At 62.2% G+C, this 18357-nt stretch carries 13 protein-coding genes; 1 reads left to right on the forward strand and 12 read right to left on the reverse strand.

Annotated elements, in window-relative coordinates; translation table 11 throughout:
• Nucleotides 1–55 precede the first annotated feature (55 nt).
• The 11 genes from FHU31_RS09210 to FHU31_RS09260 all read right to left on the reverse strand — a co-directional run bounded on the left by FHU31_RS09210 (nucleotide 56) and on the right by FHU31_RS09260 (nucleotide 15531).
• Nucleotides 56–1384 (reverse strand): MFS transporter, encoded by a 1329-nt coding sequence (locus FHU31_RS09210; RefSeq protein ID WP_167157653.1) that lies wholly within the window; start codon nucleotides 1382–1384, stop codon nucleotides 56–58.
• Between the two features lie 64 nt (nucleotides 1385–1448).
• Nucleotides 1449–2879, reverse strand: coding sequence for an FAD-binding protein (locus FHU31_RS09215; RefSeq protein ID WP_167157655.1), 1431 nt, complete (start codon nucleotides 2877–2879; stop codon nucleotides 1449–1451).
• Between the two features lie 92 nt (nucleotides 2880–2971).
• The gene (locus FHU31_RS09220; protein WP_208410181.1) at nucleotides 2972–4474 is read right to left on the reverse strand and encodes an aldehyde dehydrogenase; all 1503 of its coding nucleotides are present in this window, start codon (nucleotides 4472–4474) and stop codon (nucleotides 2972–2974) included.
• Between the two features lie 330 nt (nucleotides 4475–4804).
• The gene (locus tag FHU31_RS09225) at nucleotides 4805–5911 is read right to left on the reverse strand and encodes a pyridoxal phosphate-dependent aminotransferase (RefSeq protein ID WP_263987919.1); all 1107 of its coding nucleotides are present in this window, start codon (nucleotides 5909–5911) and stop codon (nucleotides 4805–4807) included.
• Between the two features lie 791 nt (nucleotides 5912–6702).
• Nucleotides 6703–11367 carry an NACHT and WD40 repeat domain-containing protein gene (locus FHU31_RS09230; RefSeq protein ID WP_167157661.1) on the reverse strand — a complete coding sequence of 1555 codons (4665 nt, stop codon included), beginning with the start codon at nucleotides 11365–11367 and terminating at the stop codon, nucleotides 6703–6705.
• A 35-nt stretch (nucleotides 11368–11402) separates the two neighbouring features.
• On the reverse strand, nucleotides 11403–11900 hold the full coding sequence (locus FHU31_RS09235; RefSeq protein WP_208410182.1) for a toll/interleukin-1 receptor domain-containing protein: 498 nt from the start codon (nucleotides 11898–11900) through the stop codon (nucleotides 11403–11405).
• Nucleotides 11901–12486: 586 nt separating this feature from the next.
• Nucleotides 12487–12816 (reverse strand): type II toxin-antitoxin system RelB family anti-toxin, encoded by a 330-nt coding sequence (locus FHU31_RS09240; protein ID WP_167157663.1) that lies wholly within the window; start codon nucleotides 12814–12816, stop codon nucleotides 12487–12489.
• Nucleotides 12816–13169: a type II toxin-antitoxin system RelE/ParE family toxin gene (locus tag FHU31_RS09245; RefSeq protein WP_167157665.1), complete on the reverse strand. Its 354-nt coding sequence runs from the start codon at nucleotides 13167–13169 to the stop codon at nucleotides 12816–12818. Before FHU31_RS09245 ends, FHU31_RS09240 begins: the two co-directional genes overlap by 1 nt.
• Nucleotides 13170–13180: 11 nt before the next feature.
• Complete coding sequence (locus tag FHU31_RS09250; RefSeq protein ID WP_167160822.1) at nucleotides 13181–13432, reverse strand: tyrosine-type recombinase/integrase; 252 nt, start codon at nucleotides 13430–13432, stop codon at nucleotides 13181–13183.
• A 270-nt stretch (nucleotides 13433–13702) separates the two neighbouring features.
• On the reverse strand, nucleotides 13703–14671 hold the full coding sequence (locus FHU31_RS09255; RefSeq protein WP_167157667.1) for a hypothetical protein: 969 nt from the start codon (nucleotides 14669–14671) through the stop codon (nucleotides 13703–13705).
• Nucleotides 14671–15531: a hypothetical protein gene (locus FHU31_RS09260; RefSeq protein ID WP_167157669.1), complete on the reverse strand. Its 861-nt coding sequence runs from the start codon at nucleotides 15529–15531 to the stop codon at nucleotides 14671–14673. The genes FHU31_RS09255 and FHU31_RS09260 overlap by 1 nt, the downstream gene beginning before the upstream one ends.
• Nucleotides 15532–15555: 24 nt before the next feature.
• Between FHU31_RS09260 and FHU31_RS09265 the strand changes: the two genes are divergently transcribed.
• Nucleotides 15556–16179, forward strand: coding sequence for a hypothetical protein (locus FHU31_RS09265; protein WP_167157671.1), 624 nt, complete (start codon nucleotides 15556–15558; stop codon nucleotides 16177–16179).
• A gap of 102 nt (nucleotides 16180–16281) precedes the next feature.
• Here the strand turns inward: FHU31_RS09265 and FHU31_RS09270 are convergent, their stop codons facing one another.
• Nucleotides 16282–17733 (reverse strand): hypothetical protein, encoded by a 1452-nt coding sequence (locus FHU31_RS09270; RefSeq protein WP_167157673.1) that lies wholly within the window; start codon nucleotides 17731–17733, stop codon nucleotides 16282–16284.
• Nucleotides 17734–18357 lie beyond the last annotated feature (624 nt).

Raw genomic sequence — 18357 nt, forward strand, 5'->3', positions numbered from 1 at the left:
GGCGTCCTGGCTCCGCGGTTTGGCGGTGGATGACGGCGTCACACGTCCGGGTTCCTCATCGCAGGTCGATGCCCTTGGTCTCGGGCGTGAGCAGTGTCGTCAGCAGACCTACCGCGACCAGTCCGACCATGTAGGCGGAGAACAGCCAGCTCATGTGGTGGCTGTTGAGCCAGGTCAGCACATAGGGAGCTGTTCCGCCGAAGATGGCGACCATCAATGAATAGGGGACGCCGACTCCTGAGGCCCGCACGTCTGTCGGGAACAGCTCCGCGAAGTAGGCGGGCATGATCCCGACGAAGGCGCCCAGGAAGAACAGGGCCACCATCATGACCAGCGTCAGCACGACCGCCGAGTCGCCGACGAGCGCCATGAGCGGAAACGTCAACACGAGCATCGCCACGCCGTAGGTGATGAAGATCGGTTTGCGGCCTACCTTGTCGGACAGCTTGCCCCACAGGGGAAGCGAGATCATGAAGAAGACGTTCGCGATGACGCTGGCCCACAGTCCGTGCGTCGGGTCGAGCCCCCGGTTCGCAATGGCGAAGCCGGGGATTCCCACCGCCCAGGTGTAGTACACGACCGTGACCCCGGCGCTCATGCCGAGGATGCGTGCAATGCTCGTCTTGTTGCGGCGCAGTCCGCGGACGAGATCCCCTGTGGTGGCATGCTCGCCGGTGCTGCGCTCGTTCTCGAAGGCCTCGGTCTCGTGCATCGTGCGTCGGATGTACAGCCCGGCCACGGCGAGCAGTCCGCCGATGAGGAACGGTACGCGCCACGCCCAGTCGCGCAACGCATCTGGACCGATGGTGCTCGACGCTCCCGCGCCGATCAGCGAGGCGAGGACGATCCCTGCGGTCACCGAGACGTACACGCTGGTGGACCACAGGCCGCGTTTGGCCCGCGGTGCGATCTCGGCGATGTAGGTGTAGGACGCGGCGATCTCGCCGCCGTGGGCCAACCCCTGGATGAGCCTTGCCACGAGGAGAACGAGCCCGGCCCACACCCCGATGACGTCGTGGGTCGGCGCTATCCCGATCAACAAGCTCCCGGCTGCCATCGTCATCATCGATGTCGTGAGAGCGAAGCGGCGACCGTGGCGGTCTGCGAGCCAACCGAAGAAGAATCCGCCGATGGGTCGCATCAGGAATCCTGCGGCGAAGATCGCGAGAGTCGACAGCAATGCGCTGGTGGGATTGTCGCTGACGAAGAACTGAGCGGCGAAGAATGGGGCGAAGATCGCGTAGACGCTCCAGTCGTACCACTCGAGGGTGTTGCCGACACCGGCTCCGAGAAGGGTGCGAAACTTGCTTTGGCCCGGTCGGCCATCCGGCGGGGTGTGTTCAGCAGTCGGGTGAGCCGGACTGGTCGGTGGCGAGGTGGTCATGGGCGGCTTCCTGAGCGGACGACGAAGCGCAACGGCGCTGCACTTCGTCTGGGGGATAGAGGGTTTAGTGCGCTGTCGTCGCTGGCGTGCGTGAACGTGTGGCTTTCATCGCGACCGCGCCGCTGATGCGGCCGAAGATCATGCCGCGCAGCACCGATGTCCCACCTGGGTACTTCCCGTGGTAGAGCCCGGTGCATTCACCTGCTGCGTAGAGCCCGCCGATCGGTTCGCCGGCGTCGGTGAGGACCTGTCCGTTTCTGTCGGTGTCCAGCCCACCGAAGGTGAAGACGATGGCGCATTTGATCGGGTAGGCAAGGTAGGGGCCGTCTTCGATGGGCAATGCCCAGTTGCTCTTGGGTGGTTCGAGGCCGACGGTCGACTTGCCGTCGGGTTGCCGCCAGTCGAACGGGCCGGCGACGACGGCCTCGTTGAACCCCTCGACCGTCTGGCGGAGCTGATCGATGGGTAGGCCCAGGGCCTCGGCGAGTTCTTCGATGGAGGGAGCGGTGACCGGTTTGACGGTGGTCAGGATGCCCCGCTCGCGCGCCTCGACCCTGTCCAGTTGCCGGTCGGTGATGTAGTAGGCGATGCCACCGGGTAGCCCCCAGATTGCTCGGGCGGTGCTCTCGTAGGTCTCGTCGACGGTTCCGCGGCCCTCGTCGATGAAACGGTTTCCGTTCTGGTCCACCAGGATTCCGTAGGGGAAGACCATGACGAGCGGCTCGGGCGACTCGCATCGGGGGTCGACGGGTTCGGCGTGGAAGTTGTTCCACTCACCCGCGCGTGCCGCACCGACGTCCAGGGCCATGGTGATGCCCTCGCCGCGGTTGAAGTGCACGCCTGGAGCGATCGGGATGAGCGGTTCCTCGGATCCGAGTTCGCGCGCCAGAAAGTCCGGGTCCCCCTCGAAGCCGCCGGAGGCGATGATGACGGCGCCGGCGTACACGGTTTCAGGCCCATCCGGGCCCGCGACCTCCACCCCGGTGACCGCGCCGTCCTGGCCGAGGACGAGCCGGTGGGCGGTGGTGTTGTAGCGGGTCTCCACACCGAGCCGCTCGGCCTCGGGTTGGAGGGCCTTGAGCAGGGCTTCGCCCCCGCCGACGGGCTGAAGCCGTTTGCGGGAGCTGTTGATGAAATAGGTCGGCAACCGCTTGAACCGGATGCCGAGAGTCTGGATCCATTCCATGGTTTCGGGAAGGCGCTCGGCGAGTTCCTCCACGTACCACTGCGGGGTGCGGCCATCGGAGAACTCGACGATGTCGGGGACGAAGGACTCTCCGGGTTCGTAGACGTCGTCGATGCGCAAGTAGGCCGACGTCCACTTCGTCAGGCCTCCCGCCTCGGCCTTGGTGGCGCGGTCGATGAGGATGACCCGACCGCCCCCGTCCTCTACTGCGGTCTGCGCGGCGGATACCGCGGCGGACATCCCCGCGATGCCGGAGCCGATCACTACTACGTCGGCGGAGGTCGTAGCACCTTTGCTAGCCGTGGTCATGTCGTCTTCCTTCGTGCTGGAACGGCGTTGTGGCGCCGCGGATCTCGAGGTATTGAAGCCCTGGCGGGCTTAGGGCGTGGAGGTTGTGATGCTCACGCGCGCGGGTTGAACGGATCCTTCACGCCCTGGCCGGTGTCGACCCAGACGCTCTTCTCCTCGGTGTACTCCAGGAGGGCGTTCGGTCCGTTCTCTCGCCCAACGCCGCTCTGCTTGTATCCACCGAAGGGGGTCGCGTAGCCGGTCTTGCGGTAGTTGTTGATCCACACGGTGCCGGCCTTCAGCTGAGCTCCGACGCGGTGTGCGCGCTGAATGTTCTGGCTCCAGACACCTGCGGCGAGGCCGAACTCGGTGTCGTTGGCGATGCGGATCGCGTCCGCCTCGTCGGTAAAGGGGATGACGGCAGCGATGGGGCCGAACACTTCTTCCTGGGCGATGCGCATGTCGTTGCGGACGTTGGCGAAAACCGTCGGTCGGATGAACAAGCCGTCCTCGAAACCTTCGACTCTTGCGGGCGATCCGCCTGCAACGAGCTTCGCGCCCTCATTTTTGGCCACCTCGATGTAGTGCAGAACCTTGTCGTACTGGGCCTTGGAGGCGATCGTGCCCATCTCGCTGGTGTCGTCCTGGGGATTGCCGACCTTGATGCGCTCGGTCCGGATGACCAGTTCCTCGACCACCTCGTCGTAGATGTTGTCCTGCACCAGGATTCGTGAACCCGCCATGCACGTCTGGCCGCTGGCGCCGAAGATTCCCGCGATCAGACCGTTCATCGCACTGTCCAGGTCCGCGTCGTCGAAGACGATGTTGGGCGACTTGCCGCCGAGTTCGAGCGACACGCTCTTGAGGGACTTGCCCGCTGCCGAGGCGATGGCCTGTCCGGTCGCCGTCGACCCGGTGAAGGCGATCTTGTCGACCCCGGGATGCGTGGTGAGAGCGGCACCGGGTCCACCGAGCCCCGTGATCGCGTTGAAGACTCCGGGCGGTAAACCCGCCTCGGCAGCCAGTTCGGCGATGCGTAGCGTCGACACGGGCGTGATCTCCGAGGGCTTGGCGATGACGGTGTTACCCGCAGCCAGAGCCGGCCCGAGCTTCCACACCAGCAACAGCAGCGGCGAGTTCCAGGGTGTGATGGCCGCAACGACACCCAGCGGTTCGCGCACCGTGTAGTTGAAGATGTCCTTGAGGTGCAGCGGGTTGGTGTTCCCGGTGGGCATCTGCGCGAGACCGGCGTAGTAGTTGAAGTACTCGGGCATGAGCCTGGCCTGACCCGCCATCTCACGGATCAGCTTGCCGTTCTCGTCGACCTGAAGTTGTGCGATCTCGTCGGCGTTGTCGGCGATGGCCTGCCCGAACCGGATGAGGAACTTGGCCCGATCGGCGGCACGCCACCCTGCCCAGTCGCCCTCGAATGCCTTGCGAGCGCTGGCAACTGCGCGATCGACGTCAGCTTCCGACGCATCGGGCACCTGCGCCCAGACTTCGCCGGTCGCAGGGTTCGTGACGTCTATGTACGTCTCCGTCGAGGCGGGGATGAATTCGTTGTCGATGAACAGGCCGTATCGCCGGACGCCACTTTCAGTTTCGAGGGGAGTCATCAACGTCTGCGACATGGGAAGCCTTTCAGGGTTCGAGTGAGGGGCGACCCTGTTCATGTGATCGGCCCCACAAGTAACGTAGGTGATTGACCCACAATTGGTCAATAGACAATTTGACTGAGTATCGAGCTCTAGCGGAGGCCACCCGTCGTCGAGATCACGGCAAGCCTGTCGCGGACGCGAGTCGGTCGCGAGCAATGACGACGCATGACCATCTCGGCGGCGCTGCGCGTGACAGCTCCGAAGGGGCGGAACCTCTAGCTGGGTCGGTGACAACGCGACGAGATCGGCGGAGAGGCCAGTGTGTCTACAAGGAAGACCGCAGGCGAATTAAGCAGGTTGATCGACAAGCAGGTGCTGTAGACGACCGATGCCGGAAGTCAGATCTGCGTCACACAACGCGTAGGAGAAGCGAAGGTAGCCAGGGGACCCGAAAGCCTCGCCGGGTGTGGCCGCAACCCTGACCTCGTCGAGAATGACGTCAGCGAGTTCTGCCGACGACCTGACCCTGCGACCAGCAATCACCGTCCCCAACAGTCGCTTGACACTCGCGAAGGCGTAGAAGGCACCCTCGGGTGTGGGGCAGTCGACACCATGTGTGGCGGAAAGCATTTCGACTATCACGTCCCGTCGACGATGGAATGCGGAACGCATGTCGCCGACACAGGTCTGATCTCCCGTGAGCGCAGCCAGGGCTGCGTACTGACTGACGTTGGCCACGTTCGACGTCGCGTGAGATTGTAACGCCGTTGCGCCGCGGACGATGTCGGGTGGCCCGAGCAGCCATCCGACGCGCCAACCCGTCATCGCGTAGGCCTTGGACACCCCGTTGATCACGACGCACCTATCGGCCAGGTCCGGCACGAGCACTGGCATCGACGCCGGAACGGAGGCTCCGTAGTAGAGGTGCTCATAGATTTCATCGGTGAGCACCCAGACGTCGTTGTCGAGGCACCACTGCCCAATCGCACGAACCTCATCGGGGGTGTACACCGCACCCGTCGGATTCGATGGCGAACAGAAGATGAGAACTTTGGTCCGCGAGGAGTGGGCATCGTCGAGCTGACTCACCGACACCTTGAAACCGGTCGTGTCGTCGGTCGGGATGACGACTGGTGAGCCGCCGAACATGTGGACGATCTCAGGGTAGGTGGTCCAGAACGGTGCCGGGATGATGACCTCGTCGCCGACGTCCACCAAGGCGGCCAAAGCCTCGTACACCGCCTGCTTGCCGCCGTTGGTGACGAGCACTTGTTCCGGCATCATGGACAAGCCGGAATCGCGCCGCGTCTTCTCGCAGACCGCCTCGCGGAGCTCCGGCAGACCGCCGGCTGGTGAGTACGAGTGACTGCTGCGCCGCGTACAGGCGGCCACAGCTGCGGTGACGATATGAGCAGGAGTCGCGAAGTCGGGCTCGCCGGCGCCGAAGTTCACCACGGGCTCACCAGCGGCAGCCAGGGCCTTGGCTCTCGCGTCAATCGCCAGTGTGGCCGACGGGCGGATACCAGCGACTCGGTTAGACAACGGTGTGCGCATGGCTCGAATCGTCCCACAATCCTACAGTGGCAGGCAACGTGCACGATCCAGCGCAGCAATGGTTGAGCCGGTGTCATTCGATGTGAACGGATTTGTGAACGAAACCGTGCGCGACAGGGGCGACCGCTTCGACACAGCGTGGCAAGCGAGACGCCAAATCGCGGTTGACCTGCTCGTCAGCGAAGTGAGCGTAACCGTAAGACCGCGAGTGACCGGCTCATAACCCAGAGGTCGCAGGTTCGAATCCTGTCCCCGCTACCAGTTGAAATGGCCCCCGGAGACTTCTCCGGGGGCCGTTTTCATGGCATTTGGGAACACGTTTGGGAACATAAGGCTGTCTAACCATGGGTTCAGGGCAGCCCAAAGAGGGGTCAACAGGCGTTGAATTAGCGATCTTTGGCTGCGGCCTGGTTGTTTGCTCGGGCGGACAGTGGCCGGACCCCGTGAACTGGTCCGCGTGGATCGACGGATCGGGGCCAGGCCAGGGCCGCCACCAGCCACCGACAGCCCATCCGTACCCGGCTAGTCCTACAGGACCTCGAGGTGCGCATTCCAGTGGCGGGGGAGCCCGCAATTAGCTAGTTTCTTGCCCCGTCTCATTGCTTTCAAGTCGTCTGCCGCTGTTGTCGGCCACAGCACTGGCGCATTCCATTGCCGGACTGGGAACGACACCCCCGAACGTCGGCCAAGAGTCACATGGCGGGCAGTGCGCCGAAGGCTTCGGCTGGTAGCCGAACCGCCTCGCCTTCGATCACGCCGACCCACCCGAGCCAGCGCCAAGCCGCCTCACTCGCGGCCAGCAGAGTGCCTGACGGTTCGTGCCATGTAGCGACCTCGCCTTCGGGGAGATGCTCGATCCGCCAGTTGAGCGGCTCGCTAGTGGCCGTGTTCCACAGCCGTACTGACCCATCGCCAGCAGCTATGGCCAGTGTGGTGCCGTCAGGGCTGTATGTCACTGCCTCTACTCCGTCCTGGTGGCCGGGAAAGCTGCGGACGGTCTTGCCAGTGGCAGCGTCACACACTCGTACCGACCTGTTGAAGCGACTGGCTATGGCCAGTGTGGTGCCGTCGGGGCTGTATGCCGCCGCCGCAACTCCGTCCGCGTGGCCGGGAAAGGTATGCAATTCCTCGCCGGTGACCGCGTCCCAAACTCGAACGGCCCCATCGCCTTTGCCGCCGCTAATCAGTCGTTTGCCGTCGGGGCTATAGGCCACGGTCGCCACCGCGCCGCGGTGGCCTGCGCAGGAGAGCCGATCTCGGCCAGTGGCCGCATCCCACACTCGCACCGGATCGTTGTACCCGCCGCCGCTGACCAGACGGGTGCCGTCAGGGCTGTAGGCCACCGCGACCACGCCACCGCGGTGGGCGGTGAAGGCGAGGAGTGGTTCGCCGGTGGCTGGATTCCAGATCCGTATGGCTCCGTCGCTGCTGCCGGCTGTGGCGAGTTGGGTGCCGTCGGGGCTGTATGTCATTGCCGATACGTCGCCGTGGTGGGCGGTGAAGGTCAGCTGTGGTTCGCCGGTGGCTGGATTCCAGATCCGTATGGCTCCGTCGCTGCTGCCGGCTGTGGCGAGTTGGGTGCCGTCGGGGCTGTATGTCATTGCCGATACGTCGCCGTGGTGGGCGGTGAAGGTCAGCTGTGGTTCGCCGGTGGCTGGATTCCAGATCCGTATGGCTCCGTCGCCGCTGCCGGCTGTGGCGAGTTGAGTGCCGTCGGGGCTGAAGGTCATCGCCGATACCGCCCCGCGGTCGCTGGGGAATGTGAGGAGCGGTTCGCCAGTGGTCGCGTCCCACACCCGTACTGCTTCTTCAGCGTTGCCGGCTAAGGCAATGCGGGTGCCGTCAGGGCTGTAGGTCATTGTCGACACGGCCCCGCGGCCGCTGGGAAACGTGACGAGTGGTTCACCGTCCGCCGCGTCCCAAACCTGAATGGACCCATCGCCGCGGCCGACGATTGCTAGGCGGGTGCTGTCCGGGCTGTACGTCACAGCCGGTACCCAACCGCGGTGGCCAGCAAAGGTGAGGACCGCTTCGCCGGTCGCAGCGTCCCACACCCGTACCCACCCATCGTGGCCGGTAGTGGCCAGGTTCACGCCGTCGGGGCTATAAGTCACCGCCGACACCGGGCCGTTGAGGCCGTGAAGCGCGAGGAGTGGCTCGCCGGTGGCGGCGTTCCACACCCGCACGGACTCATCGGCTCCCCCGCCACTGGCCAGCTGGGTCCCGTCGGGGCTGTAGGCCAGCGCCGCGACTCCGTCTTGATGAGCGCGGAAGGTGAGTTGTAGCTCGCCCGTCGCCGCGTCCCATACTCGCACCGACTCATCGGCTTCGCCGGCACTGGCCAGCTGGGTCCCGTCGGGGCTGTAGGCCAGCGCCGCGACTCCGTCTTGATGAGCGCGGAAGGTGAGTTGTAGCTCGCCCGTCGCCGCGTCCCATACCCGCACGGACCCATCCAAGCGGCCGCTGCTAACGACGCGGCTGCCGTCAGGACTATAGATCACCACTGACACCGAGCCGTGGTGGCCGGCCAGCGTGAGTAATCCCTCGCCGGTCGCCCCATCCCAGACCCGTACAAACCCATCGTCCCCGGCAGTGACCAGGCGCGCGCCGTTCGGACTGTATGCGACGGCCGATGCGGGGCCGCGGTAGCCGATCAACGATCGCAAACTGAGCCGCGGATCTGCTTGCGCCGCAGGGTGTTCGACGAGCCATCCGGGCTGCGGCAGTGTGCCCGTTCGCTCTGGTCTTAGGTTCTGCGCTCTGTACACCGTGGCACCGACGCAGTCGATGCCACCGAGGCTGCAGCGGCGAAAGACCGTGCCGATGAGGGTCGCGCTCTGCAGTGAAACCCGACTGAGGTCGCAGTCGTGGATCTCGCTCAGAGTAAGGTTGGCGTTATCGAATCGTGCGTTTCGCAGACGGACGTTTCGGATTACGGCGTCGCGTAGATCAGCTCCTCGCAGGGAGATACCGCTCAGGTCGAGCGGTCGACTTGGCGGCGCGTCGATGCAAATGCCGCGCAGTTTCGCCCCGTCTAGCACCGCTGCGGCCATCCGATGCACCGGATAGCCTTGATCGTGACACATCAACCCGTAGGCGAACGTCAGCTCTGACGCTTCGGGCTGGTATCTGCCCGACAGGCTGGCCAGCGCGCGAAAACCGTTGGCACGATCCGCTTTCGCAAGTCCCGCGAAGCTCTGCCCTAAAAAGTCCAGCGTCTCTCGGCTTGGTATCGGCATCGTCCATGTCTTCGCCAGCCGATCGGGGTCGGTCGAAAATTCAGTCAAGGCGCGCACCAGATACTGTGACAGGAAGTATTCGCGCAAAGAAGTGTGCGCGAATTCAAACGTATCGTCGTCGCGCCGGACCAGGAAAGTCGCGGTCCGCAAGTCGTCCTTCCACTGGTCCGGCATGCGCTGTGGGTAGTGGAGTTCTAGATCAGAACGTGAATGAAGAAACATCACAAGCCACTGCTCGACGTCTGCGATATCCCAACCCGACCGGCCCGTCCGCCATAAATCTGCTGCCAGATGTTCCATCAAGAGGACCTTGTGCTGGGGCAAAAGGCAGTGTTTGCCCTCGTCGCGGGCAAGCCACCGCGACACAATCGCACCGTATAGATCGACTGCGCGGACAGTGCGCCCATCCAGTCGCGCTTGTTCGATGTACTCGAGTTGCTCGGTGATCATTCGTAGGGTCAGCGGGCGGGTCGCCAGTTCGCGGAGATTGTGAGTGGCATCGATCGTTGCGATCACTGCGTCGACGTCGACGTCTGGCACATTGGCGGCGATGTAGGCGCGGATCTGTGGTTCGGTGAACGGAACCATCAGCAATGCGAGGTGGTCACGCCCGATGGCGCTCTCGCGATCTTGGCCACTGAAATGAGTTGCTTCGTCACGTATCGACCGGAAGAAGTGGGTGCGGCAGGTGAGAAGGAGCTTCGACCGCAGCCGGTCTGATGTCATGGTGGTCGAACCCAGATCAGCCGTTGCGCGCCAAAGGGTCCGGGTAAATAGCTGCTGTTCCTGCGGCGGGAGGTGCACCAGCACTTCGTCGAGCCCGTCGAAGATGACCAAACACTGCCCCTGGCGAATGCAGGTCACGACATCATCAACCGTCGGGTGCGGGCCTGTGTCTTCTGTTCCACGCAGAACGGCGTCAAGAATCTCGCGCAGCGTCGGGTTAGCCACAATTACGCGCTTGGGTACATCACGGAGGTCGAAATACAGCGGCATCGGGACAGCTGCGCTGGTGCGACGCTCATCGAGCAACCGTTGTGTCAGTAGCTTCGCAGTCGTCGTCTTACCCGTCCCGACGTCGCCAAGCAACGCACATAGCCGCGGCTCGTCAGTTCCAGCCGCCCAATCGAGGAGCCGGTCTATGGCAGGGGTTGGATCGCCGAGGTGCCGCTCCTTCGACAACCCCACGGCGGCGGACTCCAACGATGTCTCTCGCAGTGTGCCGGGAACGTGAGCAGTGACGTCCCCGCGGCGTTGCGTGTTCAGCAGCACCCACTGTTCGATGCTGCGACCTGCGCTTCGCCCGTTTCCCATTGGGCGGTCCGCCTCGACGGTTATCTCCCTCACCACCTGATCGAGAAGGGATCGCCGTTCGGCTGGCGTTGATGCGCACCATGCCTTTCCGGTCAGCAAGTGGTCCAGATTGAGGCCGCGTTTTTTCAGCGGACCTCGCGGAAGCGGATAGTAGGGGACCAATATGACTCGGCGATGCGCCACGATCCGGGAAAGCTGCCGCTCATCGCCGCCGAGCAGCGCTGGACTTACCAAGACGACAACAATGTCCGCGCCAGCCATCAGCTCGTCGTTACCAATGCCGAGGCGAATGTCAAGGTCGCTGGTGACTGTCCACTGTCTGTCGGAGCGAACGGCCATCGCAGTTGTCAAGGCGCCAACAAACTCTTGCAACTTGGGGTCGTGTTCGTGCTCGGATGCGGCACAGGCGTGAACGAGGACGTTAGGTGGCCCGTCGAACACCTCCTGAACGTGCGCTCCCACGGGTCGACTCGGTGCGCCCCGGCTCGCCTCGTGTCGAGCCATATCGGTCAGCCGCGCCTCCGCCATGTCAGTGCCCTCGAACCAGCACCGGCGCTGGGTAGGTGCGATTTTCTGCCCGTCGACTTCTATCGAAAACGCAACTCCGACCGCGCTTGCGGCCGACCGCACCGACTTACGAAATTGGCGGAATGCCGCCTGTCTCGCCCGTTCGTCAGAGCCAGTCGTGGTCACTTCGAGGGCTCGCGAAAACGCGATCATTCCGTCATCGCCGATCGACTCGGCAAGTTCAGCCAAGCGCCCACGCTGCCTCGGGGTCAGGTCATCGGCCAGGCGCTCAATCATGTCTTGAACCTGTAGTCGCGAGAGTCGCTGTGTCGTCAAAGCCGCCGCCATCCGCGTCCCTGAACGCGACCTTGTATTGCCGTCGCGAGATTACTTGCGTACCTATCTCGGAGTGCTCCTGCCAGGTCGGCATAGGATTTGCCCGCATCGGTGAAGACTTGGGCGTTCTCGACGCCATGCATGGTTCGGGACCCGTCGAGCGGCACCGTGCGGAGCATCACGGGTAGCGCACGCGCGCTCGCTTTGGCCCCGATGATGCGCGGCAACTCTTCGGTCGTCACAAACCGGCTGGCAAAGAATCCGGGACTGAGAAGCAGCAGCGCATAATCGCACTCTGATAGTCGATCAAGGATTCCCCGTCGCCAAGCCTCGCCGATCTCCAGCTGCGAATCTTCCCACCAGGAGAAATCAATCCCGCCCAAGATGGCGAGATTCGGTTCGAGGCGCTCCACCAAGTCCGTCTTGAGAGCGACATCGCGGTGACACCAACTCAGAAACACTCTTACCCGGATCGGCGGTGGCGCCAACATCATCTCCTCACGTTTCTCACGATAAAATCACGATACCCTACGTTGTCGCATGTCGCGGACGATTACAGCGCGCCATCCGATGCGTCGATCACCGCTACGCGGCAACAGTGCCCGGAGTGCGTCGGATTGAGTGTGATTGCCGCCAGTTTCACTGAGGTCGAACAATTGAGGCCGGAAGAGGCCGGAAGACAATAAAGGACACGACGACATGCGGCGAAGGGCCAAATCGCAGGAATACCGTCTGGTCTCAGTGATGTTGTAGGTCAGTCTTTGATTGGGCAACTGCCAACTCCACCGAGACGGCCGTCGTCCCGTTCGTCTCAATGATGTGGTCATCTCCGTAATGGCGGCTAGTTGAATCACCTCTGCGTTTGAGACAGGTAGTGCGCGGCATTGCGCAAAGCCGAGGGGGCGGAGGAGGAGGTCGAGATCTTTCGCGGGTTCGAGACTCACCGTTGCTGACATAGCCCGTATTGTCGCGAACGCCCGGTGCAGACACTTCCGTCGAGCATCGAGCTTTCCAGGTTCCTCACAAGGTGCGGTTGACAGGCCGCAATTCCTACGCTTCTGGTCGTTTAACTCCGTGGCGTCAGGCCGTCAGTTCGACAGTGTCATCACCGAACTCAGCGACGATGCGCAGTTGACCGCCGAGCGCGGCGACGTACGCCTGAAGCGTGCCCAGCTCAGTGTGTGACAAGTCGCCGCTCTCTAGCTTCGAAACGCGGGCCTGAGAGACGCCCATAAGCGCGGCAACGTCCGCTTGGCGGGAGTGGCCCAGCGCCTTGCGGATCTCGGCCAGACGGTGCGCCTGGACGGCCTCACGCATCTCCTCGCGCGCAGCGCTGGCCCGCTCGGCATCGAGTGCACCCTGCGCGATCGCATCCGCGCGAATGTCTCGCCAGTTACGCGCCATGGTCATTACCCTCCGTGCTCGGTCGCCAGCCAGCTCTCGAAGCGCGCGTCCGCAATCGGAATGTTCCTGTCGTACCAGCGCTTCGAGTCACCTGCCTTGTCGCCGCCCAGGAGCAGGATCGCCTGCCTGGCCGGGTCGAAGATGAACAGGACACGGATGCTGGTGCCGGCCGGGCGCAGCTCCTTCATGTTGTGAAACCTCGAGCCGTTCACCTTGTCGACGACCGGCCGGCCCAATGTCGGCCCCTCCAGCTCCAGCAGGTCGATGGCGCCGGCAACCGTCGCCATCGTGTCCCTGTCGAGCGTGAAGAACCATTGTTCGACCTCGTCGAGCAGGATCACGTCCCAACGCTTCGACATCAGTATAACCTCTACGTTATATCGTGCGGGGGCAGATTCGCGGGAGCATCGTCGCCGTCTGTCCAGCTGTCACCGAGCAGGAACGAGGCGGCCCGCTCAGCCGCTTCACTGTCGTCGTTGTCGAGTACGTGAGCGTAGGTCTCTAGGAAGAAACCGATGTTCGCGTGGCCGATGCGCTCGCTGACGATCTTCGGGCTCACCCCGGCCCGCAGGGCGCCGGTGGCATACGTGTGGCGCAGATCGTGAAACGTGATGCGGGACAGACCAGCCCTAGCGCGGCCCTGACCGGGCGTGCATCGCGGGCGAACCGAGTTGGTCGCCGGCGTGCGTCAGCTCACAGGTTGTGGCATGACGCTGACATCACACCGGCGATCTCGGCCAGATCCGCAGGAGGGCATGGCATCCCAACTCCTGTAGCCGAGGCTCACCACATCGAAGTCACCGTCGACATGGACGTGCGGCCTTCGGGGCGCAGTCCGGTCCTAAACCAGGAAGAGTCGGTAGTCGTGTGGAAGGCGGCGGGCTAAAACCCGTTATGGATTTAAGTCGCCGGGCTCAGCGATATCGGTTTCAGCGGTCAAGTGGCCATGGCCGCTCAGGTACGTAGGAAGGATCGTGATATCTGCGGGCAGGTCTTCAACATTTGCCATGAACTGTCTGAACTCATCTTCTTCTAGCCTTGCGCCCGACAGAATAAGGTCGATTTTTGGCTTGCTCCAAGCCTCACTGACTCTCACATCCTCCACGGGGCGGAGTTCTGCGGCGAGAGATAACACATGGTCAAGAGTCGCCGTGACATCAACTGCGGCCTGTCGAGGATTGACGACAAGAAGCTCTTCGGTCTGTGAAGGCCTGAGCAACATCGGATCTCTCAGAATTCGAGCTCCTGACGCAAGGAACTGTTCGCACCAGATGTCTCCCACATAGTCAGACCAACTTGGGAGCTCTGCCGGATAGAAATCTAATACCACCTGAACTAAAGGACCAAGAACGTCACCAAATGTAGCTGCGTACAGCAATTCGCCGTCTAAGGCTTGTTGAGATGATAGCCACGGCGAAAACACAGATTCCAAGTTCCGCTGTAGCGGTCGTTCGTAAAATGCAAGGTACTGCCCAACGGCTAGCGGCGCCACTGGCCGGCTAACGACACCCGCTCGCTTTAGAATCGCCGCACCGCTGTGCGAATTGCGCTTGCTTTCTATCTCGCGAAGGTCGAGTTCCGGTGGTCCCACGCGTCGATAGTCCGAAGCGAGCTGATCTAAGAACAGCCGTGACGTAGTCGCCGCGCTGGCTCGGTTGGCGGTGGGGTGGACCGACGGGAGGAGTGGGAGGGAGAAGCGATCCACCCTATCGAGCTGGTTGTCCCAGACTTGCGATGCGGCCCAAACGATCCGGAGCATTTCCGATTCCTGCGGATCAGCTGCAGGCGCAGGCTTCACAATACCGGCGCGCAACCTGCGCACCTCAGCCTCAAGCGTCCCAGGCTCCTGCTCTATCGCCATTACATACCCAGCATAGTCGCGATGGCGCCCGCGAGTTGATTTGAACCCGCTCTCAGCCGCGCAAGCTGAACCGCATCAGTTTGACCCTGCTTATCCGTTAAGGCGTCGGTCACTACGCGCAAGACGACCACTCGCAAGCCCAAACCCATTGCCTCCATGGTGGAAGCGATCCCGAAGGTCTCCATGTCAATCAGGATGGGCGTCTCAGGTTCCATTCCCACGTATTGCGCAAGCGCCTGCGCATACGTCCAATCCTCCTTGGAGTAGATAGCACCACTGGGTGGCTTATGTATCGGAACAGGTTCAATGCCTGGTGCGACTTTAATAACCTTGTCCGTCGCAAGGACGTGCGCATCGCGAAGACCCAGCACTGGCTCAGAGCCTGGAGCGCCCGACCAAGCTGGTAGCTCAATTGGGTCGAGTGGCTCTTGCTCGCTAGGCTTGGTGCGTACGATCCATTTATTTTTTAGCTTGACGACTTCGCCTTGGGGGGAATCGGACACCACGCCGAGCGACATGTAAGACACCCAAGCAACCCGAAATATCTCACCAACATGGTTCGTATCTACGGCTCCGCAGCAGCCGTAGAACAAGTAGTAGTCGGCGCGCTCCCCCCAAGCTGACCTGCTGAGCGCCGCGGCCGCAATGACATTCCCTTGGGCACTCAACGGGCGGTGCTCCAACCTAGCTACCCGACCATCAGAAAGCTGGCCTTCAACTACTTCCTGTCCGGCCCCAATCAGCGCCCACACTGTTGGCCCGAACGCAGGTAAGCCAACATGAACGCGATTCAGCAACTCGGTGACGGCGGTTGCTTCGTTCTTATTGAACGTAAAGATTACGATCGTCACATCCGCCACGACGGCATCATAAACCTAAGAGATATGCAAGCAGGCAATTTGGGACGGACGACCGTCCTTGCGCAACAGCAAGTCGATCGAAGGCCTCTACGGGCGCTGCAGACAACAGCCCGCGATACGAAGACGATTGCCAGTCGGGCTAAGAAAGCAGCGTCGACAATATTCTTCATCAATGGCATCGAAATGTCCGCGCTGGAGACAAATCTGAACCAGCACGTGTGGGGCCGACCCGCGATGGCGGGCGTCGTCCGCGCCGTCGCTGACCGGACGCGGGACCTACTGCCCGCAGTCGGTGCTGTCCTGATCGAGCTGTATGCGGCGCATGTCAGCGAGATTCAGGATCTGGTCAGCAGGACGATCACCCGCCTTGAATTTGGCATTCCGCCAGAGTTGATCGACTTGGCACAACTGGGCCTCGGCCTCAATCGGCAGCAGCTACTCGCGCTGAAACATCTTGGTCTGACGGAGCTGCAAGAAGTTGTAGATGCGGACACCGAAAGTCTGAGCGAGGTTGTCGCCGGCAAGAAGGTGTCCATGGCCATGAAAGAGTCCTCACTGGTGGTCGCGGAGACGCTGCAGGCCGCCTGCCGTACAGCGATCGAAAAACGGGCAACAACCCAGATCGACCTATCGCCCCCTACCGAGTAAGTGGAAGTAATCCACATCGAGAAATGAACATCAAATGGATGCGGAATCTCGAATTGACCGGCAGGACATAGCGTAAGAGAGCACTGTGGGCCGGTCGACAATCTAGGCGATGTTGCTCCAGATCGCATTGATGCGTTCCTTGACGGCTGGTTCAAACGGTTGGCCGGTTCGAATTGCTTGGCGTGTCGCAGCTTCGAGCGCAAAGAGGTGTTCTAGCGAAAAGTACGTGTGTCCCTCGGTGCGTCCCGGTGACGCGCGGAAGATCTTGGCCAGGCGGTCGCGCACTTCAGTGCAGTCGAACATAGCTATCTCCGGTCTTACGTACTCCCAAGCCATGTTCGACAGTGCGCGTGGACCCACGGTAAGCGAGTTGATAAGGCTGTCGACATCGGCGACCATGCCGAGGCGCATGGCAGCGAGCTGGGTGCAGGTGAGCCCCTTTAGCGACAGTTTGGCGAGATCGTGCAAAGGGATCTCGTGGAAGTCACAGCGTTTGCCATGAAGCACTTCGGCTGCGAAGGTGGCGCTTTGATATGAGTAGTCGTACTCGTCGGGATCTTTAGAACGAAGCGCCGCTCGATGCCGCTCAAGCTTTTGAAGGCAATCCGCGGCCACTTGAGGTCGGAACAGGCCGACCGCTTCCACTGTCAACACAATATTGACCAGATCGGCAAGGAACATGGTGTCTGGTCGCTCGACTCGTGTGTCGTCCTGTGTCGTGACGGCCTGCACGAACTTCGATACCCAGCCCTCGAACATTTGACGTAGTTCATCCTCGTCCTTGGTGTCGCGACACGACACGACCTCCGCGATGAACTCACGCGATAGGGCATTGATTAGCCACCCATCTCTCGTCATCGAGATTTGGTGTTTGCGTATGAATGACGCACCCTCTCGAAGGAGACGTATGGCCTCCTCCGCGTGAGCGTCGGCGACGAGATGATCAACTGGCGTAAGCAGTGCCGTCGCGTGGGTGTCCCGCATGGCTTGCCGTTGCACGTGATGCAAGCCGTGTTCTCCGGCTAGAGCTTCTGCCTGCTGCGCGATCGCAATCACCTCGTCTCGCGTAACAGGGAGGTTGTCATCCAAGGTTTCGACGAGCGCAACTCGACAAAGGAACCGTAATTCGGCGCTTGATCCGTCGTTATCGGCCTGTGCCACTAGCTCGCGGGCTCGCGCCGCATCACTCCGGCGCCACATGAAGTGAAGTTCGGCCCTCACCTTCGCCTCGGCGTCTGAACTCGCCATCATTCTGGCTTGTTCGGTCCGCGCCAGCGCCTGCACCTCAGGGTCTAGGGGTCGGTTCGACACCTTGGCGTTGTCGGCTAGCTGCAGCGCGATTGCGCCCACACCTGCGGGAAAGTGGTTGTAAACGCTTGAAATCGCAACGTTAGCGCGGCGAGCGATTTGCTTGACCGTGATGAACATCGCGCTACCGCCTTGCGCACGAACATCCCGAACTAAGTCCTCGGTGGCGCGCAAGATCGCCGCCTGCGTCGCGGCCTTCCTAGTCGCCCCCGACCGTGCCCGCCCCTGATCAGCTGCTGCTCCCATGCGATGGATTCCTCCAACTTGGTTCAAAAGTCCATTTTGGCCTACCGCTCCATTATGTACTCAGGATACATTTTGGACAGAGTAGCTGGTCGAAGGAGGTGACTGACTTGACTCGACAGAAACGGACACCCGAGCGCCTCGCATTATGGGTATCGGCAGCGGTGCAAATAGCTCGACTCGCGCTGGAAATTATCCGAGACTGCCTCCGATGACTTCCCGCACGACCAACGCCGGAGTGGCGATAGCCGCTCCGGCGTTGTTGTTGCGTGCAGTTCGACAGCCATATCCGCATACGTGCCGGCGCAGGACTGCGTGCCCTGGCGCACTGGGAAGGTTCCTATTCACTCTCAGTACCGTTGCCCCTGCGGCCGCACAGAGACACCCGCAGCCTTCAAGATGTTCAGAACCGTGGTCCGCCCAACCACCCACTCTTCTGCTACGTGCCGGCTCGTCTGCCCGGACTTGTACGCTGCCACCACATCAGCGCGGAGTTGGGCAGTGATCCGATGTCGTTGACGCGGAGGAGAGACGAACTTCGGAGGTCGATTGGTCGCATCGAAATGTGGTTGCCGGTAAATCAACTTTATGTTCGGAATGAACCGACCGAGGGCCACCAGATCTGGT

The organism is Mycolicibacterium fluoranthenivorans, assembly GCF_011758805.1.
In the GTDB taxonomy this organism is placed as follows: Bacteria; Actinomycetota; Actinomycetes; order Mycobacteriales; family Mycobacteriaceae; genus Mycobacterium; species Mycobacterium fluoranthenivorans.